The sequence below is a fragment of the Corallococcus macrosporus DSM 14697 genome (assembly GCF_002305895.1).
GTDB classification, from domain to species: Bacteria; Myxococcota; Myxococcia; order Myxococcales; family Myxococcaceae; genus Myxococcus; species Myxococcus macrosporus.
Window position 1 is genome coordinate 8,516,410 of record NZ_CP022203.1, and the last position, 18,478, is coordinate 8,534,887.

General features: G+C 72.0%; 20 protein-coding genes. 9 read left to right on the top strand and 11 right to left on the bottom strand.

Annotated features, from left to right (window positions below; translation table 11 throughout):
* Positions 1–6 precede the first annotated feature (6 nt).
* Together MYMAC_RS34645 and MYMAC_RS34650 are read right to left on the bottom strand one after the other, a co-directional pair.
* On the bottom strand, positions 7–936 hold the full coding sequence (locus MYMAC_RS34645; protein ID WP_095961179.1) for a DUF2381 family protein: 930 nt from the start codon (positions 934–936) through the stop codon (positions 7–9).
* Between the two features lie 354 nt (positions 937–1,290).
* Positions 1,291–1,719 carry a cupredoxin domain-containing protein gene (locus MYMAC_RS34650; RefSeq protein ID WP_330950080.1) on the bottom strand — a complete coding sequence of 143 codons (429 nt, stop codon included), beginning with the start codon at positions 1,717–1,719 and terminating at the stop codon, positions 1,291–1,293.
* A 613-nt stretch (positions 1,720–2,332) separates the two neighbouring features.
* Here MYMAC_RS34650 and MYMAC_RS34655 point away from each other — a divergent pair.
* Both MYMAC_RS34655 and MYMAC_RS34660 read left to right on the top strand, forming a co-directional pair.
* Positions 2,333–2,497 carry a DUF2379 family protein gene (locus tag MYMAC_RS34655; protein WP_082207102.1) on the top strand — a complete coding sequence of 55 codons (165 nt, stop codon included), beginning with the start codon at positions 2,333–2,335 and terminating at the stop codon, positions 2,495–2,497.
* Positions 2,498–2,637: 140 nt separating this feature from the next.
* Complete coding sequence (locus MYMAC_RS34660; RefSeq protein ID WP_043712665.1) at positions 2,638–3,726, top strand: hypothetical protein; 1,089 nt, start codon at positions 2,638–2,640, stop codon at positions 3,724–3,726.
* A 15-nt stretch (positions 3,727–3,741) separates the two neighbouring features.
* On the opposite strand, the gene MYMAC_RS34665 is transcribed toward MYMAC_RS34660, so the two are convergent.
* Positions 3,742–4,623 carry a YIP1 family protein gene (locus MYMAC_RS34665; protein WP_095961180.1) on the bottom strand — a complete coding sequence of 294 codons (882 nt, stop codon included), beginning with the start codon at positions 4,621–4,623 and terminating at the stop codon, positions 3,742–3,744.
* A gap of 93 nt (positions 4,624–4,716) precedes the next feature.
* Between MYMAC_RS34665 and MYMAC_RS34670 the strand changes: the two genes are divergently transcribed.
* Positions 4,717–5,187, top strand: coding sequence for an energy transducer TonB (locus MYMAC_RS34670; protein ID WP_095961181.1), 471 nt, complete (start codon positions 4,717–4,719; stop codon positions 5,185–5,187).
* A 41-nt stretch (positions 5,188–5,228) separates the two neighbouring features.
* Here MYMAC_RS34670 and MYMAC_RS34675 read toward each other — a convergent pair whose 3' ends face one another.
* A complete protein-coding gene (locus tag MYMAC_RS34675) occupies positions 5,229–7,454 on the bottom strand; it encodes a serine hydrolase domain-containing protein (protein ID WP_095961182.1) in 2,226 nt (741 codons plus the stop codon).
* Positions 7,451–8,923, bottom strand: coding sequence for an SGNH/GDSL hydrolase family protein (locus tag MYMAC_RS34680; protein ID WP_095961183.1), 1,473 nt, complete (start codon positions 8,921–8,923; stop codon positions 7,451–7,453). Before MYMAC_RS34680 ends, MYMAC_RS34675 begins: the two co-directional genes overlap by 4 nt.
* Before the next feature lie 235 nt (positions 8,924–9,158).
* On the opposite strand from MYMAC_RS34680, the gene MYMAC_RS34685 reads away from it, so the two are divergent.
* The 5 genes from MYMAC_RS34685 to MYMAC_RS34705 all read left to right on the top strand — a co-directional run bounded on the left by MYMAC_RS34685 (position 9,159) and on the right by MYMAC_RS34705 (position 12,636).
* Positions 9,159–9,512 (top strand): helix-turn-helix domain-containing protein, encoded by a 354-nt coding sequence (locus MYMAC_RS34685; RefSeq protein ID WP_013937173.1) that lies wholly within the window; start codon positions 9,159–9,161, stop codon positions 9,510–9,512.
* Between the two features lie 101 nt (positions 9,513–9,613).
* Positions 9,614–9,910, top strand: a complete 297-nt coding sequence (locus MYMAC_RS34690) for a hypothetical protein (RefSeq protein ID WP_095961184.1) — start codon at positions 9,614–9,616, stop codon at positions 9,908–9,910.
* 135 nt (positions 9,911–10,045) lie between these two features.
* Positions 10,046–11,569 (top strand): GspE/PulE family protein, encoded by a 1,524-nt coding sequence (locus tag MYMAC_RS34695; protein ID WP_239989199.1) that lies wholly within the window; start codon positions 10,046–10,048, stop codon positions 11,567–11,569.
* A 315-nt stretch (positions 11,570–11,884) separates the two neighbouring features.
* Positions 11,885–12,274 carry a PEGA domain-containing protein gene (locus tag MYMAC_RS38180; protein ID WP_239989200.1) on the top strand — a complete coding sequence of 130 codons (390 nt, stop codon included), beginning with the start codon at positions 11,885–11,887 and terminating at the stop codon, positions 12,272–12,274.
* On the top strand, positions 12,271–12,636 hold the full coding sequence (locus MYMAC_RS34705; RefSeq protein WP_095961186.1) for a response regulator: 366 nt from the start codon (positions 12,271–12,273) through the stop codon (positions 12,634–12,636). Before MYMAC_RS38180 ends, MYMAC_RS34705 begins: the two co-directional genes overlap by 4 nt.
* A gap of 16 nt (positions 12,637–12,652) precedes the next feature.
* Here the strand turns inward: MYMAC_RS34705 and MYMAC_RS34710 are convergent, their stop codons facing one another.
* Positions 12,653–13,264, bottom strand: a complete 612-nt coding sequence (locus MYMAC_RS34710) for a hypothetical protein (protein ID WP_095961187.1) — start codon at positions 13,262–13,264, stop codon at positions 12,653–12,655.
* A 117-nt stretch (positions 13,265–13,381) separates the two neighbouring features.
* Positions 13,382–14,839, bottom strand: coding sequence for a HAMP domain-containing sensor histidine kinase (locus tag MYMAC_RS34715; RefSeq protein WP_095961188.1), 1,458 nt, complete (start codon positions 14,837–14,839; stop codon positions 13,382–13,384).
* 274 nt (positions 14,840–15,113) lie between these two features.
* Here MYMAC_RS34715 and MYMAC_RS34720 point away from each other — a divergent pair, with 274 nt between their 5' ends.
* Positions 15,114–15,497, top strand: a complete 384-nt coding sequence (locus MYMAC_RS34720; RefSeq protein ID WP_013937166.1) for a hypothetical protein — start codon at positions 15,114–15,116, stop codon at positions 15,495–15,497.
* On the opposite strand, the gene MYMAC_RS34725 is transcribed toward MYMAC_RS34720, so the two are convergent.
* From MYMAC_RS34725 to MYMAC_RS34740, 4 genes are read right to left on the bottom strand one after another with little or no spacing between them, the layout of a single operon-like run.
* Complete coding sequence (locus MYMAC_RS34725; protein ID WP_013937165.1) at positions 15,487–16,518, bottom strand: hypothetical protein; 1,032 nt, start codon at positions 16,516–16,518, stop codon at positions 15,487–15,489. The genes MYMAC_RS34720 and MYMAC_RS34725 overlap by 11 nt on opposite strands.
* The gene (locus MYMAC_RS34730; protein ID WP_013937164.1) at positions 16,518–16,874 is read right to left on the bottom strand and encodes a hypothetical protein; all 357 of its coding nucleotides are present in this window, start codon (positions 16,872–16,874) and stop codon (positions 16,518–16,520) included. Before MYMAC_RS34730 ends, MYMAC_RS34725 begins: the two co-directional genes overlap by 1 nt.
* Positions 16,871–17,560 carry a hypothetical protein gene (locus MYMAC_RS34735; RefSeq protein WP_043709938.1) on the bottom strand — a complete coding sequence of 230 codons (690 nt, stop codon included), beginning with the start codon at positions 17,558–17,560 and terminating at the stop codon, positions 16,871–16,873. The genes MYMAC_RS34730 and MYMAC_RS34735 overlap by 4 nt, the downstream gene beginning before the upstream one ends.
* Positions 17,557–18,471, bottom strand: coding sequence for a hypothetical protein (locus tag MYMAC_RS34740; RefSeq protein WP_095961189.1), 915 nt, complete (start codon positions 18,469–18,471; stop codon positions 17,557–17,559). The genes MYMAC_RS34735 and MYMAC_RS34740 overlap by 4 nt, the downstream gene beginning before the upstream one ends.
* Between the last annotated feature and the right edge of the window lie 7 nt (positions 18,472–18,478).

Genomic DNA, 18,478 nt, shown 5'->3' on the forward strand with positions numbered 1-18,478 from the left:
GCTGGCCTATTTCCCCACGGGAGTTCCGTCCTGGAGCGCCACGCCTGGGATGACCAGGGGAGCGCCCCCGCTGGCCGCTTCTACCACCAGCCGGTACTCCGCTGAGTTCCCAAACGTCTCCTCCCAGCCAAACTCCACCGCGACCCGGCCAACCCCGTTCTTGGAAGGGGCTTCCGCCGCGAACCGCAAGGCGCGCGCCGTCACACGCTTCCCGGTGGCGACGTCCTCCAGCCAGGCGCGGGCCGGACGCCAGGGCTTGCCAGTGTCGTTTCCAACCCGTGCCTTGAAGACCATCCAGTCGCGCGCCTGGAAATACGCGGCGGCCCTCACGCGGACCTGCGCGTCCGCGGCGCGCCCCAGAAGAGGTTCATGGAGCACGACCACCATGACGCCCTGCTCCTCCACCTGTCCGGACAGCACCCAGTCCGCGGGGCCCCTGGCGGCGCAGCGCGCGCGCTGGTCAGCCAGGGCCGCTTCATAGGCGGCGCAGCGCGCCTCCAGCTCCGCCAGCCGGGCGCGCAGCAGCTCCGGCGCGCTGGCCTCCCGGAACACCCGCACCTGCGCGTCCACCACGTCGCCCGGCGTGCTGAGCTGAAAGAGCGGCGCGGCCTGGGCGGACGCGGCGGACAGCGGCACGCGCAGCGTCACCGGCTCGCGCAGCGGCTCCAGCGCCCGGAGCGTGAGCGAGCGCTCGCCCCGGTCGAGGATCTCCACCCGCGTCCCGTCGCTCAGCACGGCGGCGCGCGCGTCGATGGGCATGTCGAAGCTGAGCGTCGTGGGGACCGTGGTGGAGAGACGGACGGCCTCGGCCTTCTCCGCGAGGGCCACGTTGCGCATCTGGAGGCTGGGCGTCAGGGCACCTTCCGCCGCCGCCACCGGGGGAAGGACCAGGAGCGCCAACAAGGAGAGCTGTCGTGACTGGATGCGGAACCCCATGCGGCGACGCTAACAGACCTCCGCTCCGGCTCTGCCACCCTTGCCGCTGTCGTCCAACCAGGCACACCAGACGCAGCAGGGAGTGGACGTTCAGGTCCACGGTGGGCAGCGAGGTGACTAAGTAGCGCCACTCGACGCGTTGGGTGTCGTCGTCCCGCAGGTGCGTCTGGCGGACGCATAGCAGCAGTCAGGCTGCTGCCGCGCGCGCTGGCAGCCATACTCGTGAAGAGGCTCAACACCAAACCTCGTTGAACCTCATTCCTGTTACCCCAATGCGCTCCAACGCTGACGTGAGTTCCTCTAAAACAACAAGAGCGATGGACCATCCCCATGGCCGGAACACCTTCGCCGCGCCTACTTTTCGCTATCAATCCGCATCCCGTACACGTCCCGATACTGGCCGACCTTCTCAGGTCGCCCATCTTCCGGCATCCAAAGCTCGCCCTCCTTGCACGCCGCTCCGTCGTTGCACCGAATGAGCCGAGTCGCCACCAGAACGCAGAACTGTTCGGGCTGGCCCACGATGTCCACCGGGCAGGTCTGCACGTCGTTAGCAGCCCTGGCGTGTACGACCGGGGTCGAGAGACCCGCGAGAGTGAAATCAAACGCCTTTCCAGGAACGTCATTGGGAATCCTCAAACGCCCTGGATTCGGAATCGGTTGTCCCTTCTTGAAGTTCCATGGCTCAGCCACTTCGCGACCTTGCAGGCCCGTGGGGATGCCAAGGGACCACCGCCCCGGCAGGGCCATATCAGCGGAGTGCTCGAAATACCGTTTGGGCATGCGGACCACTCTGGACCGCTGGCCGGAAATCCTGGTGCCGCTCCATCACCTCCGCGTGCGGTCGCGTTCAGAACACCGGAAGTGGACGCCGCCAGGCGCCGAACTGCCGATGCGCTGGCAACCTGCACCAACACCGTGACGTCCTGCATCCAGCGAAACCCCAGCATGCGCGAAGCGGCGAGGGCTCATAGCGGCGTGCGGATGAAGCGAACAGGCGGAGGCTGTTGAGTAAAGGTACCGCCGCTTCCTTGAGCCTGGCCAGCGGGTCGTGTGAGAGGCGCTGGCCGCCCACACGTGCTGAGCGCGCATCGACGTCAGCGAAGCACGGGCGCCATGAGGCGAGACCCCAGGCCGGCCGGGGCGCACTTGAAGAGCTCGCTAGAGAGAAATAGCCTTTTCCTGCCTCGTGGGTCGGGTCCTCCCCGGTGAGGAACTGTTTGGAAATGTCGGGAGTTTTGGCGGCGCAAAACCCCCGACATTCCCGAACAGCGAGCTCCGGGACCGGCTCCGCCCCCCGGCGCGAGGGCTCCGACGGGGCGACACCGAGGAAGGGGTCGCCCACTGCGACGGCTCCTTCGCTCAGCGCATCTGAGCCGCGCGATCAGACAAACGCATGGATGCGCTTCATCGGGCGAGGCGCTACCGGTTGGCTGGTGACTTCGACAGCGCCCGACAGGCCATGCGCGAGGTGCTCACCATCGAAGGGGTGCCGCGCAACCGCGCGACGGCACAAGGCCCACTCAAAGGTCCGACCGACAGGCCATGTAGGCGCGCCTGACGCCGCCTCCTCCTCCCCAGGAAGGCAGCCGAGGAGGTCCAAACAACCCCGTCGCGCCCCCCGGGTACTCCTCGGGTGGCTTCCTCTGAGGCCCAACCATCTGCCATGGTGGAGGGCCGTCTTTTTCGTTGGAGCGCAACATGCGTCACCGTCTGGGCCCCGCCGTCCTCCTGGGCTCGGCGCTGCTTCTGGGCAGCGCCTGCAAGAAGTCAGAGGCCCCCGCGCCCGAGGCCCCCGCCACGTCGCCCACGGAGCCCGCGCCCGCCTACAGCCTGTCCTTCCTCGAAGCCGCGGCGCCCTCGGGCTGTACCTGGATTCGCCATGAGTCGGCGGGCACACGCCAGCCGCTCGCCACCGTGGACGCGGCGTGCGAGCGGCTCAAGCTGGCCTGGGGCCCGCGTGGCAAGCAGGGCCTGATGGTGGACCGGGGCAGCGGCGAGCTGCCCCCGCGCGCCTGGCAGGTGGACTTCGACGCCGGCCGGAGCACCCGGCTGCTGCTGCCCGAGCTCGGCCACACCGACACGCTGGGCTTCGACGAGGAGGGCCACGTCGTGGCGCTGGTGTCGCAGTTGGAGGACCTGCCGCGGAAGATGGAGAGCGGCCGCGAGTACTTCGTCTTCGACGGCAAGCGCTTCCTCCTCCCGGACGCGGACGGCAGCCCGGGCCTGGCGCACGCGTACCGCCACGAGGCCGGCCAGTGGAAGCACCTGGAGACGGTGGCCACGCTGTACGAAATCGACGGCGCCCTGGGCACCGAGGCCCTGACCACGGCGGGCCGGCTGACGTCCTCCACCTTCTCCAGGGACCCGGACCGGCTCGCGACGTCCGAGCTGGAGGAAGGCAACGAGGACGCGGCCCGGCTGGACGCGGTGGTGAAGGACCGGGGCCACACGGCCTACGGCATGTGGGTCTCCATGGAGACACAGCAGGGCCCGCTCTACGCCTGGCGGGCCGCGGGCGAGCTGCCCACGCTGATGCTCCCGCTTCGCTGGGAGGTGAATGACCGGCTGGTGGAGCCGGAGCGGCTGGCGCTCGCGCCCACCTCGGCCGTGGCGCTGCGGATGCGGGGACACCTGCTGCTGGTCGCCGCCGAGCAGGCCGCCCGCGTCTATGACGCGAAGACGAAGAAGCGCGTCGCCGCGCTGGAGAACGTCCAAAGCGCGCGCTTCTGGCCCCAGCAGCGGACCGCCACCGCCGCCGCGCCCACCCGCGCGGTGGCGGCGCCGTAGCGCTGGCGCGCCGCCCTACTTGCCAATGCCGGCGACCGCGCCCACCAGCGCCACCACCGCATAGCCGCCGAAGCACAGACCGAAGGTGAGCAGGGGGACCGCCAGGGCGCCCAGCGCGGCGGCGCCCCAGCTCGTGCGGTGCAGGCTCCGGTACGCGATGACGCGCAGCGCGAGCGCCCACATGGGCGCGATGTACATGCCACAGAAGGGAATCACTCCCAGCAGATAAGGCGCCAGCGACAGGGTGTTGGCGCGGAGGGTGACCTCGAAGGGACGCCCCGTCCGCTGCAACCGGAACACGAGGTGGTCCAGCGCGGCGTTGATGAGCGCGACGAGCATGCCCATGACGGGCGCCGCCACCATCACCACCCCGAACACGCCGGCCGCGACCAGCCGGAACCCGCTCTGGGAGACGTTGTCGATTTCCGTCATCGCCGCCGGGATGGCGAACACGACGGCCAGATAGAAGAGCGCCGTGGTGAAGTAGGCGGCCAGGTTGGACAGCGCCGCGAAGCCCAGGGAGCTGCCCACCGAGCCCTCCGGCCGCGCGCGCTCGAAGGTGGCCGTGGGGCGCAGCGCCACCGCCTGGCACGTCTGAAAGTATGCTCGCAGCGTGCCCAGCTCCTCGCGCCGGTCCCACGGCAGCGCATCCGCGGGAACGCGGTCATGGCACGTGGCGCACAGCGGCTCGTCCCGCGGCCCCTTCCGCAGGCACTGCGCGCACGCGAAGTTGCCACATCGGGCGCACGCCTGGAGGCTGAGCAGCTCCGGGTGGATGGCACACACGGGGTCGGAGGCGCCCGGCGTGGCCGACTGGAGAAGCGACGTGCCGCACCACGCGCAGCTCTGCGCGCCAGGGACGACGAACGCCTGACAACGGGGACACGGGATTCGCATACGTGCCGCCATCCTCGCATGAGAGCCCACCGGGAAACCCGCTCGTCGAATTCGCGCTTTCCCCTGCCCCATCCACGCTTTAGAGAAGGAGCCATGCACCTGCCCGGTCTCGTGTCGCTCCTCCTCCTGTCCGCGCCCGCCCTGGCCGCCGAGCCCGCGGCGCAGCCTCCCGCCCCGACGTCCCAGGCCCAGGACAAGGCGGCCTTCGAAGCCGAGCTCCAGCGCAACCTGGAGGCCATCGACAAGATGGTGGACAGCAACACCCTCCTCCCCTGCGGCAACCCGCCGCTGCGCCCCGTGCGAATCAGCGGGGAGGACCTCCAGTTCGACCCCGAGAAACTCGCCCACCTCTACGAGGACGAGACTACCTACCAGCTCAGGTGCACCTTCAAGCTGGACGGGACCGTCACGGGCTGCCGCATCCTCAGGCCATTGCTGCCCCTGGACGCGGAGAACCGCGCGCGCATCAAGCAGTGGCGCTTCAAGCCGGCCCTCTACAAGGACAAGCCCGTCGCGACGACCTGCACGCTCTTCGGCGCGCTGAAGCCCCGGCCGTCGAACTGAAGCGCGCGGCCGCCGGAGGTCACCTGCTCCGGCGGCGCGGCTCACTTCTCCGCGGGCTCCAGCCCGTGGTCGTCCGGCACCGCGCCACTGGCGCCCGTTGACTCGGGGACGGCGGGCGCCGGCGCGACCACCGGCCTGGGCGCTTCACGCGCCCGCTTCGCCTCACGCAGGGCCGCGGTGGCCGCCGCCTTCCGGCCCAGCGACTTCTCCCGCTTCGCCAGCGCCTCCCAGAGCTCCGGCGCGTCCGGGTGCAACACCACGCCCGCGCGCAGCAGGCCCGCGGCCACCGAGGTGGACGGCACGGTGTAGAGCCGCTTCAGGAAGTTCTTGGGCGCCAGCGCCAGGGCCCCCTGCGGCGTGGACACGGCCTCGCGCAGGTGCGGCAACACCACCGCCTCCGGGTTCGCCGCGAGCAGCGCCTCGGCCAGCGCCCAGCGCGCATCCACTCCGCGGGGCTGGAGCTCCACGGCACGCTCCAGCCAACGCCGCCGGGCCGCCGGCTGCTTGCGCCACGCATGGCCATCCGCGATGCGCAGCAGCTCGTCCGAATAGTCCGGGTGGAAGCCCGGTGACGCGGCCACCGACTCGCGCACCGCGGCCCAGTGCGGCTCCGGGTTCTTCTCCTCGTCCAGGCGCACCCGCCGGAGCGCGGGGAGCTGCGTGCGCTTCCAGGCCGCGGAGAGGCGGAGGACGTCCGCCCGCAGCGGCGCGCCGAAGCGCTCCGGCTCGGGCACCTGCTGGGCGTCACACGCGGCCAGGTAGTCCGAGAAGAAGGCCAGCGGCCCCTCGACGGCATAGGCCTTCAGCCGTTCGGCGCCGTGCAGCTTCTCCAGCGTGCGGGCCATGTGCGCGCCGGCGTGGATGAAGGCGGCGCCCTGGCGCGGCTCATGCCCGCTCCGGACGCGCTCCAGCGCCCCCCGCGCGTCCCGGCCTATCTCCTTCCGGTTCAGCAGCGCGGAGACGCGGGTGAAGGCGCCCGGCAGGTCCGACGCCGGCGGCAGCGCGCCCGGGCCGCGCGTGGCCCACTGGTGGTACGCCAGCCCATAGCTGGCGACGCGGCTCAGCCCTTCGTACACCACCGCGTCCACCGGGTCCGCGACATAGGCCTCGCGGCGCGTGACGGCGTCATCCACCAGGTGCTCCATCAAGCGGATGGACAACCGGCGCATGCGGCGGGCCTCGCCCTCCACGTTGGTCGCCAGGGCAATCACCGTGTCCTCGGCGGGGAGCATCACCAGCATCGTGCTCGTCTCGGGCTGGCCGCCCGCGTGGGCCACCACGTAGTGGCCGCGTACCGGGTAGGTGGCGAAGCCCATGCCGTAGTCGGTGAGGCGCCCGTCGGTGGTGGCCATGGACGTCTGCATCCGGCCCATCGTCTCGCGAGTCACCAGCGTGTGGGCCAGCACCGCGCGGCCGAAGGCCAGCATGTCCCCCACGGTGGCGCGGGTGCCGCCCCCGGCGAAGCGGCTGGACACGTCGAGGAAGCGCGACGGCCTCAGCGCGCCGCCGAGCACCCGGTACCCCTTGGCCTGGTGCGCATCGCGCGTGGCCATGACGTCCAGGTCGGCGTGGTGCATGCCCGCGGGCGCGAAGAGGTGCTCGCGCAGGTAGTCGCGGTAGGACTGGCCGGAGGCCTTCTGCACCGCCGCGCCCAGCAGGTTGTAGCCCCACGTCGTGTACAGGTAGCGGGTGCGCGGCTCGAAGGCGAGCGGCTTGCCCGCGAAGACGGCGATGGCAGCCTTCGTGCTCAGGACCTTCGTGTTGCGGCTGGAGGCAAACCCGTCATAGGTGGGCACGCCACTCACGTGCCCCAGCAAGTCCCGCACGGTGACGGGCCACTGCCTGGCGGGATAGTTCTCCACCAGGGTGGAGATGTCCGCGTCCAGGCTCAGCTTGCCCTGCTCCACCAACTGGAGCACCGCCACCGCGGTGAAGGACTTGGTGACGGACGCCATGCGGTAGGTGGTGCGCGGCGTCGCGGGCAGCTTGCGGGCCACGTCGCGGAGGCCATAGGCACACACCCAGCGCTCCGCGCCGCGCGTCACCCCCACGGACAGCCCCGCGACGGGCCCCTGGGACAGCTCGGCCCGGACGACCGCGTCCAGCGCGCCGCGCACCTCCGCGGAGAAGGCCCGGGGGACCTGCTCCGGGTCCAGCCCGGCGGGCTCGCACGTCATCTCCAGCGCGGGCCGGGGCGCGGCCAGCGACGCGGGCGCCGCGAGCCCCAGGAGCGCCATGGCCCCATACCGCACGAACGCGAGTCTCATGGCGTGACCTCCGCGCTGGGCTGGGCCGCTCCGGGCGTGGGCATCACCGCCGCGACACCGCGCGCGGGCGGCGGCGCCTCCACATAGGCGCGCAGCAGCGCGTCGGTGACCAGGTGGCCCAGCACGTCCAGCCCCGCGCCGCGCGGGTGCACCAGGTCGTCATGCATGAAGCCAGACGCGTGGAAGCGCGCCAGCGCCCCCTCGCCGCCCATGGCGGCGTAGAAGTCGAAGAAGGCGCACCCCTCGGCGAGCGCGACCTCCCGCTCGGCGGCGTTGACCGCCTCCAGCGAGGGACGCTGCGTCAGCGCCTGGGCCTTCGCGCCCGGCCCCTTCACCGCGTCCATGGGGCCCACCAGCAGGCACGCGCTCCCGGGCGCCGCCTCGCGCGCGCGGCGGAGCAGCGCGCTCAAGTCCGCGCGCAGCTTCTCCATGTCCAGGCGCTTCCATTCGATGCGCTTGGACTCGTTGCCGCCCAGGAAGAAGACGAGCAGCCTGGGCGCGCGCTGGGCGAGCTGGGACTTCAGCGCGGCGCCGTCGACGCGCGCATAGAGGCCGGCGTCCGACGAAGGCACCCCCAACATGTCCAGGACGATGCCGGGCCGCGCGTGCTGCAACACCACGCCCTGCACCACCGCGCCCTGGCTCTCGGCCACCACCTCCAGCGTCCGCGCGCCCTCGGGCAGCTCGAAGTGGGTGGCGCGCGAAGCCCCGCTCCCCGTGGGCTCGGTCCTCGCAAGCACCTCGCCGCCGCTGGAGATGCTGAGCGCGCCCGCGTCCGGCACGTCCAGCCACCACAGCGCGCCGCGTGGCTCGCCGTCCAACGTGAAGCGGCTGCGCGCCTTGGCGCGGGTGGCCAGGTGATACACGCCGGTGATGCCAAAGGCATGCGGCGGCGCGCGCAGCTCGCCCAGGGTGCGCGGCTGCCACCCGCTGGCGCTGGCGCTGGTGCGGCCACGCCCGCCATAGGGGGCCATGCGGTCCACCAGCAACAGCCCGCGGCCCGCGCTCCCGAACGCCTCGGACAAGTCGTCACGCAGGACGTCCACGATGCGGTCCCCGGCAATCAACGAGTTGCCGAAGGCCTCGATGACCACGGGCTCCGTCTCCGTGCCCATGGCCAGCCCGTCCAGTGACGCGAAGAAGGGCGCCAGCGCCGTGCGCGCGCAGCCGTTGCCCAGGGGCGCCACGCAGGGGTCTTCCACGTTCGCGCCGGGCGCGCCCAGCTTCTCCGCCAGGGCCCGCAGCTGCGCGGTCCGCGCGGGCCGGGCCGGCAGCTCCCGCCGGAACGCGGGCGCGGGCGGCGGCGGGGGGGGCGGCGCCACGGGGAGCGCGACTGGCTCCGTTCGCTCGGGAGCAGGGGAAGGGGCGGCGCGAGACGAGGACCCGATGTCACAGGCGGTCAACAAGCCACCGAGCAGGACCGGCACCCAGGTCCGCCGGCCGCCCCGCCCGACTTCCAAATGCGTCATGTAGGCGGCAGCGTAGACGAAAGCCCCTGGGTCCGCATGTTCCCGGCGGGTGTCTCCCCGCCTGCTGGAAGAGCGGCCCCGCGGCACGCACTCCGCGTTCCTTGCCGCGGCGAAATGGGTGCCCGTGAGTCAACGCAAGTTGTTGGAGAAACGGCCCGGCGCAAATGCAAGGTCAAGCCCCGAACATCCTCCCTTCACTTGCGACCGGGATACCCCAAATTATCCGCGCCCTCTTATGGAGAAACGGAACAACAGGGTCGCCAACTGGACGCGCCTGCACCGACGGTTCGGCGACCACGTGCGCAAGCTCCGGACGACCCGGGAGCTCACGCAGGAAGCCCTCGCGGAGCGCAGCGACCTGTCCGTGGACGCCATCCGCCGGATTGAACGTGGTTCGTTCTCTCCCTCCCTGGACACCCTCGGGAAGCTCGCCAAGGGGCTCGACGTGTCGCTGAAGACGCTCTTCCAGGGCTTCGAGCGCGAACGCTCCAACGCCGTGGCGGAGATTTGCGACTTCCTCTCCCTGCGCTCGGGCCGCGAGGTGGAGCTGGCCTGGCGCGTCATCCAGGCGATGTTCGAGGAGCGCTGAGGCCCGCCCGGCCCCGTCACGCCCCCATCACCCTGCGTCGGTACACCACGATTCGCGGCCCATGGAGGGCCGCGACGTGGCGGTCCTTCACAGGAGCAATCATGAACACGCTGACGAAGTTCCTCGCCGGTGCCTCCTTTCTCTTCGCGCTCACCTTCGCCCCTGGCGCGCAGGCGCAGGAGTGCTACGCGGTCTGTGACTGCTCGAAGCCGTGCAACACGCCCTGCCAGGATGGCGGCGAGCGCTCGCGGTGCGGCACCTCGGGCTACTCCTGCCTCGGCCAATGCGCGAAGAACGACCCGCAGGCCTCCGTGAGCGACAAGAAGGCGTCCGACGAGGCCGCGCCCGCGTGCGGCCAGCAGCAGACGGACCAGGCCTCGGAAGAAGCCGAGAGCTGAGCCCGGCGGCGGGCTTTCCAGGGGGTCAGGACGTTCCCACCCGGCCTGACCTCCGCGGTCCGACCTCCCCCCCACAGGTCGCTTTGAGGGCGCGCCAACCGGGGTGGTAGCGTGCGGCGCCTGATGACCGCGCTGATGAATCGAGTCGCGAGCCTGCTGTGGACCCTGACGGTCCTCGCGGTGGTGGGTGGCGCCGGCGTGTGGGCCTACCGGCACGCCGCGCTGGACGCCACCACGCTGCTCCAGGAAGGCGGGCGCTACCTCTCCGCCGCGGTGACGCCGCTCCTCGCCGGGAGCGCGGCCCTGGCCTTCGGGCTGAGCCAAGGCTCCGGCGTGGTGGCCCGCCGCGCGCGGCACCGGCCCGCGCCGTCGAAGCCGCTGCCCACCGGCCCCAGCCTCTCCCCGCTGGAGGTCCTCACCCACGACACGGCCACCGCCGTCAGGACGCTGCTGGTGGATTTGGGGCAGCGGCTGCGCCGCATCGCCGCGAAGCCGGACCCGGACATCATCGGCTTCAAGAACCTGCTGATGGACGGCGCCATCCGCCTGGGCGCCAGCGACATCCACATCCACCCCCTGGAGGCGGGCACGCGCATCGCCTTCCGCATGCACGGCGTGCTGGAGGAGGTGCTCTCCTTCCCGCGCGAGCACCACGCGCGGCTCATCAACCGCATCAAGGTGCTCGCGAAGCTGCCGCTGTATGACTTGGACAAGCCCCAGGACGGGCACTTCCCGTGGACCACGCAGGACGGCCCCGCGGACATCCGCGTGTCCATCCTCCCCACCAACCACGGCCCCGCGGTGGCGCTGCGCATCGCCCGCACCGGCGTGCGGCTGCCGCAGCTCCCGGCGCTCGGCTTCCCCGAAGCGCTGCTCACGAAGTACCAGGAGCTGCTCGCGCTGCCGCAGGGCCTCATCCTGGTGGCGGGCGCCACCGGCAGCGGCAAGACGACGTCGCTGTATGCCTCGCTGGGCCACATCCAGCAGTCGCGCGGCGAGCTCACGCGCATCGCCACCATCGAGGACCCCATCGAGTTCGACGTCCCCCTCTTCGCCCAGACGCAGGTCAACGCCGCCCAGGGCTTCACCTTCGCGCAGGGCCTGCGCGCGGTGCTGCGGCAGGACCCCAACGTCATCATGGTGGGCGAGATTCGCGACTCGGAGACGGCGCGCACCGCCATCCAGGCGGGGCTCAGCGGCCACCTGCTGCTCAGCACCATCCACGCCAACTCCGCCGCCGGCGCCTTCAACCGCCTCATCGACATGGGCGTGGAGCCCTTCCTCCTCGCCTCCGCGACGGCCGCCACGCTCTCCCAGCGCCTGGTGCGCAGCCTCTGTCCGCACTGCCGCGCCCCGCAGCCGCTGACGCCCGAGGAGGCGGTGCGGCTGGACGCGGCCGGCATCGCGCGCGGGAACTTCTTCGGGCCCGTGGGCTGCGAGCGCTGCGAGGGCAGCGGCTACCTGGGCCGCACCGCCCTCTACGAGATGCTCGTCATCTCCCAGGCCATCCGCGACGCCGTCAACGCCAAGGTGCCCAGCTCCCGCATCCAGGAGATTGCCGTCCAGGAGGGCATGGTGCCCCTGCTGGCGGCGGGCGTCGAGCGCGCGCGGACCGGCGACACGTCCCTGCGTGAAGTGTTCCGCGTCGTTGGCGGCTGAGCGCTCTTCCAAGGAAGCGACCCACGTGAACACCCCTCCCTTTCCCCGCGACCCGCTCACGGACGCGTCCGCCGAGCCCGACACCTGGTCCCAGTCCCTGATGGGGCGCACCGAGGAGCTGGCCCACCTCCAGGCGCAGACGCCCCGGGAGGCCGAAGCCCCCCGGCGCCCCCGGGCCAGCCCCACCTGGAGGCCGCCCACGCGCCGCGCAGGCGGCACGTCGCCGCCCCGCCACCGCCGCCCCCGCCCAGCCCGCTGGCCGCCGTCCTCCGGCTCGGCGGCGCGGCCGCGGGCCTGCTGGCCGCCAGCCTCCTGGTGCTCCCCGCGCTCCGGGACGCCGGTCAGCCCCCGCTCACGAAGGAGGAGGTGGTCGCCACCCGCCCCGAGACGACGCTGGCCCCCCACTTCGACGCGCCCTCGGAGGTCCGCCCGGGCGAGGTCCGGGAGCAGCGCGCGTCCATCGAAGGCGCCAGCCTGCTCATGGTGGATTCCGAACCTTCCGGGGCGGCGGTGTCCGTGAATGGGCGGGCCGAGGGCACCACCCCGCTGTCCGTCACGCTGGACTGCGTGACAGACGCGCCTGTTACGGTGAAGCTCACGCGGCGGGGCTTCAGCCCCCTGGAACACACGCTCTCATGCCGGCAAGACACCATGACCCAGCTCTTCGGGAAGCTGCGCAAGGGGAAGAGCGGCGCCAAGCCGTGAGCACCACGTCCAACACCGTCCTGGTCGTGGATGACGACGCCGACATCCGCGAGGCCGTGCAGGACATCCTGTCCTTCGAAGGCTACACCGTGGCCCAGGCCGCCAACGGGCAGGAGGCCCTGGCGCTGCTGACCGGGCCGGACGCGCTGCGCCCATGCCTCATCCTGTTGGACCTGATGATGCCCGTCATGGACGGCGAGGAGTTCGTCGGCCGCCTCCAGCAGGAGCAGCGCCTGGCCGAGCTGCCCATCATCCTCGTCACGGCGAGCGGCCGCGCCCAGCTCCCCGGCGTCCGGGCCATCCTCAAGAAGCCCTTCGACATGGACGTGCTGCTGAGCGCGGTGGGCGAGCACCGCCACTGACGGCGCCGCGCCGCGCTCAGGAGCGCCGCGCCCCCGTCAACAGCGCGACCACCTGCGGGTCCAACTGGAAGGACTCGAAGAAGCGGTCCGCGTCCTCGGGCGGCTTGCCCTCCGGGTGCAGCAGGAGCTGCTGGTAGAGCCGGGGCCCCACCAGGAAGAAGCGGCCGCGCAGGTGGCGGGGGCCGGACACGCCCTCCACCTCCCAGCCCGGGAAGCCGCTCAGCTCCAGCGGCTTCGCGGACAGCCCGGTGGCGCCCAGGGCCTCCAGCGCGCCGTGGCTGGCCCGGGCCACCACGTCACGCGGGTCCGCCTGGGACACCGCGGCCGCGGGGAAGTCCGTGTAGGAGACGTAGTAGGCGGTGTCCACCTCCGGCCGCACGGCGATGAAGGTGTGGAGTGTCACCGCGCCGACATCCGTCTCCTGCGACCGGCGCTCCTCGCTCACCGGCCCGGGAAGCGCGACGGAGAAGCCCCCCTCCGTGGACTGGACGACAGGCGCGGCGGCCTGGGGCGCGGGCGGCTCGGGCTTCACGGCGGCGGCCGGCGCCTGCTGGCGGGAGGCACACGCCCCCAGCCCTCCCAGGGCCAGGAGGGCGGCAAGCGGCGCGACTCGGCGCAGGGTCTTCATAAGGGCAGGCGACTCCTGAAGGTTGGGCCCCGAAGGTACGTCGGGCCTTGCCTGAACGCATCCGCCCTCTTCGCGCGGGCGCGCGCCATGCGACGCTTGTCGCGCCCGCCCCGCCCCTCAGTGCAGGGTGTCCGGCGGGGACGCCAGCCCCGAGCCCTCCTCCGCCCGCGAGGCCACCTCCGTCAGGGCCAGCCGCACGCGGAAGACGGAGCCATGGCCGGGCTGGCTCACCACGTCCAGGCTCCCCCCATGGCCCTCCACGATGCGCCGGGCCACCGACAGGCCCAGGCCCACGCCCGGCGCGCGCTGACGGGCATTGCCGGCGCGCTGGAAGGGCGCGAAGAGCAGGCGCTTCTCCTCCTCGGAGATGCCAATGCCCTGGTCCGTCACGCACAGGACAGCGGCGTCCTGCTCCCGGCGCACCGCCACCTCCACGGTGCTGCCCGCCGGCGAGTACTTCAGCGCGTTGCTGATGAGGTTGTGCAGCACCTGCTCCAGCCGGGCCGGGTCGACCCGCACCAGCACGGGCCAGCCCGGCACCTCCAGCCGGAGGACGTGGCCGGTGTCGCCAGAGCGGTAGAGCTCCACCACGTCGCGGGTCAGCTCGCACGCGTCCCGCACCTCCGGGCGCAGCTCCAGCCGGCCCGCCTCGATGCGGGTGGCGTCGAGCAGGTCCCCCACCATCCTATCCAACCGCCCCACCTGCCGGCCCACCAGGGCCAGGGTGCGCTCCATGCGCTCGGGCGTGAGCTGGGCGCGGCCCCGGTCCGACAGGGCCGTGGACAGCTTGAGGGCGGACAGCGGATTGCGCAGCTCGTGCGCCACGCCCGCGAGGAAGGCGAGCTGCTGCTCCTGCTGGTGCGCCAGGCTGTTGGCCATCTCGTTGAACGTGCGCGCCATGTCCCGCAGCTCGGCGGGCCCCGCCTCGGGCGCGCGGGCGCGCTTGCTGCCCTCGCCGAAGCGGCGCATGGCCTGGCTGATGTCCCGCAGCGGCTGGAACGCCACGCGGCGCAGCAGCAGGCTCACGATGAGCACGCCCAGCAGGAGCAGGCCGCACAGCATCACGCCCGCGGAGTCCGCCATGTCGTTCCACCGCTCCGCCTGCAAGCGGGCCAGGCGCGCGCGCTCCACGTTGATGGCGATGACCTGCTCCAGGCCATTCAACGCGTCGTCGAGCGCCGGGCCCGCCTCCCGCTCCGCTCGCCCCGGGTCCCGCTGGGCGGAGACGTAGACGTCGACGTCCGCGCGGACCGCGTCCAACTGCTCGCGCTCCGCCTCCGTCGAGGCGATGCGCCGCAGCTCCCCAATCTGCCGGTACAGCGACGCCTCCAGCTCGAAGCGTGTCAGGCCTCCGGGACCGCGGGGCAGCCGCTCCGGACCTTCATGGACCATCCGGTCATGGGCCAGCATGCCCACCTCCAGCTCCTCGGAGACCCGGATGCCCTCGACGGCGGTGCCCAGCGTCTCGGCGCTGCGGTCCAGCACACTCGTCAGGACGACGAGCAGGGTGGCGGCCATCAGCGTCAGCAGGGCCAGGACCCCCATGGTGGCGGCGAGCCACGCACGCAGGCTCATGGCACGCCCCCGGCCAGGGCGACGGCTGGAGGAGACACCGGGCAGACCAGAAGGGACCTTCACGCACGCTCCTCGCGGGGTTCCGGGGCGCGCGGGCGGCCCCCACTCCTGAGAGGAGGAACACGGCCAGGGCCCTCGGGATTCGCGGACCGGACAGCAGGCGGGCACGCCGCGTCCGTTCCCCGAAAGCGGACGTCACCAGCGAGCGCCAGCCGTGCTAGGGAGGAGCGATACGTGGCCGGCAAGCACCCTGGCCGACGAGCGAGAGGTCTCCATGGACATCATCTCCCAGCCGGTACGCACCCTGAAATTCGATGGCTTCTGGCGCTGGCTCCAGGAGCACACGCACTGCATCCTGCGGTGCGGCTCCGTGGACGCCATGCTGTATGACCACGACGACTTCCACTGGGCCCTCCTGGAGGAGGAGCGCCAGCACATCGTCCAGGTCCTCAAGGGCAAGGTGCTGGTGGGCGAGCTGGTCATCCCCGGCCGCGAGGTGACGGAGGTGAACGTCGCCCCCGACCCGGACACCGGCCCCCAGGGCCACTTCCTGGTGGAGCTGATGGGCGGGCCCAAGGAAGACCCGCAGGCGCTCTACCACTTCATCATGGCGCACGGCATCGACCCGGCGCCGGGCCACAAGGACCTCAAGCACTGAGGACGGTGTCCTCGATGAGCGTCACCGCGTCATCCGTCCCGCTGACGTAGGGGCCCAGGCCTCGCGCGGGCCGGGCGAGCGCGAGCCGGGCGGCGCGGGTCACCAGCGCCTCCACGGTGCCCGCGCGCTCCTCGGCGCGCAGCCGCAGCGACTGCCTGTCGTAGAGCCGGGGCCGCGCGAGCGCCAGGAAGGGCGTCCCCGTGGCCCGGGCCTCCTGCACGGTGTTGTACCCGCCCGCCCCGACGAGCACGTCCACGCCCGGGAGCACCGCCAGCGCGGGCCACACGGGCACCCGCGGGGCCCAGCCCTCCGGCGTGGCCTGCCTCGGGCCGCCGTCCCGCCCGGGCCCGGGAGGCACCAGCCACCGCACCACCGCCCCGCCCGCCAGCCGCGCGTCGAGCCGGGCGGCGATGTGTCCCGCCTCCTCGACCTCCGTGGGCGTGCCGCAGCCCATCACCGCCACCAGGGCGCGGTCATCCTCCGCGGACACGCCCAGGCGCGCGCGGGCCTTGTCACGAGGCAGCAGCTCGCTGGCGCGCAGGAGCAGCCAGGGCGCGGTCCGCACCGCGCGCGCGTGACGGGCGAAGGGCGCGTCCTCGCCGGGGACGAGCAGCAGGTCGAAGGCCTCCACCGCCCGGGCCAGGCCGTACTGCTTCACGTACGTGGGATTCACGTCGCGGTGGATGAGCACCTTCCGCGCGCGCACCGACGACAGCAGCGGCGCCAGCTCGCCACCCAGCCCGCGGGGAAAGGTGTCCACGAGGAACACGTCCGGCCGCACGTCCTCCAGACACCGCGCCACCACCTCGCCCACGGCCTCACGCCCCAGCGCCGGGCTGAGCCGGAGCACCTCGACGCCAGCGCCCAGCACGGCCTCCAGCGGCAGCCCGGCCGCGAAGGGGCTGTTGGTGAGGAGGACGACGGCGTGCCCCCGGCGCGAGGCCGCGCGCGCCAACGCGGAGGCACGGGTCAGATGCCCCATGCCCCCACCCAGCGCGTAGACGAGCCAGCGGCCAGCCATCAGCTCCCGCCCATGTCCTCCTCGAAGGAGGCGTCGTCCTCGCGGCGGAGGCTCTCGCCGTCAGCCTCGGTGAAGTCGTTGGCGTCGTGGGCCCGGCCATGCCCCGAGGTGGCGGCGCCGTAGTACCCGTAGTCCTCGTAGTAATAGCTGGGGTCGTCCTCGTCCACGGCGCCGCGGTCGCCGGTGGAGTCCTCGTGCTCCCGCGCGCACCTCGCGCAGAGCATCTCCGCGCCCACCGGCGTCATGTGCTGTTCGCACAGCGGCATCGCGCACCGCATGCACGTCATGGCGGCGGGGCTCCCACAGCCGTGGGAGAACAGGAAGCCCACGTTCTCCTGGCAGACCAGTCCACTCATGGCCGCGCGGACTCCAGGGACGGCGGCGCCTGGAGGTGGAAGAGCAGCGCCACGCGCAGCGGCAGCTCCAGCGACTCGAAGGCGAGGCACGCGGCGGCCTCCGCCGCCACCAGCGACTTGGTGGCGAGCAGGGTGCGGCCCCGCGCGTCACGCAGGGACACCTTGCCCTCGCGCACCTTCACGCGGGCCACGTCCGCGCCAGCGCCGTCCTGGATGCGGGCGCCGTCATCCTCCGGCCACACCGAATACAGGAGCGCGCCCTTCACGTCGTTGAGGCGCCACCCCGGGCCCTGCCGCGCGAGGGTGAACAGCACCTGCTTCTGCTCGCCATCCCGCACGGTGAGCGCCCCACCCGCGGAGCCGACGACGTACCCCAGCGCCACGTCATCCGGGCCGGAGACCTTCAGCGCCGCGCCCTTCCACTTGTAGCGCGCCAGCTCGCGCGCGTCGCCGTCCACCAGCTTGGCGCCGTCGTCCTTCGGCTTGAGGGAGAAGCGCTCGCGGTCGGCGTCGTCCTTGAACTTGAGCTTGCCCTGGAGCCCCACCGCGTCCGCGGCGGGGGCCGGGGCGGCGGCCTGGACGCGCGTGAATCGCGGCGTCTCCGCGTCACCTGGCTTGCACCCCGCGGCGCCGGTGAGCGCGACGAGTGAACAACAGAGGAAGAAGCGTCCCATGCTCATCATCACGATGCCTTCGCCTGGTTGCCCAGCTCTTTGGAGTAGTGGAGGACGTGGTAGAGGCTGAGCAACATCATCACCACGCTCTTGGCCCCATCCACCGCGTTGTTCTGGATGTTGGGACCGGCATCCCATTCCCTCTCCACGAGGGTGCGCAGGGCCATCCGGTCCTCGCCCACCTGGAGCTTGTCGACGACGACGCCGCCCGGCAGGCGCATGGCGCCGCGGGTCTCAGGCTCCATCCGCGCCAGGTCCGGATACCGCTCCGCCTTCACGCGCAACTGGACCGCGAACAGCGCCCAACTGTCCTTCCGGTACTTCGTCTTGTACTTGCCGCTGATGCTGCGCCGCGTGCGCGACCGCTTCCGGAGCCGCTGCACCGCGGCGATGCGCACGTGGGTGCCGTCCAACAGCCGGGTCTGGAGGGTGAGCCACGGGTCGCTGAAGTCCTCCGCGTTCCAGCCCGTGGACGTCTTGTACTTGCCGAGCCCCTTCTCCGAGCTGTCCACCGGCGTGAGGTCGACCACCAGCTTCACCGGCGCGTCCGGGCCGATGTCACGGCGCAGGCGATGGAGGACCTGGGAGACCAGCGTGTATCGCCGGTTCTCCAGGTCGAGGCGCCGGAAGCGCAGGTACACGATGAGGCACCCCACCGTCCCGGCGAGCAGCACGAGCCCTGTCCACAGGGTGAGCCGCGTCGCGAGCGCGTCCTCGGGGCCCTCATCCAGCGTCAGCCCGTAGACGAAGAGGACGAAGGTGGCGGCCAAGCATAGCAAGGCCGCCTGCCGCCAGTTCTTCCGCGACCGCTCCACGTCCATGTCCAGGAGGCGCAGCCGCTCGAGGTCGTCCCGCAGCTCAGAGATGGGGCCGCTGCATCTGTAGACGCGTTCCTTTCGGAAGCGGTCGATGTTGAAAGCCACGGTGAGT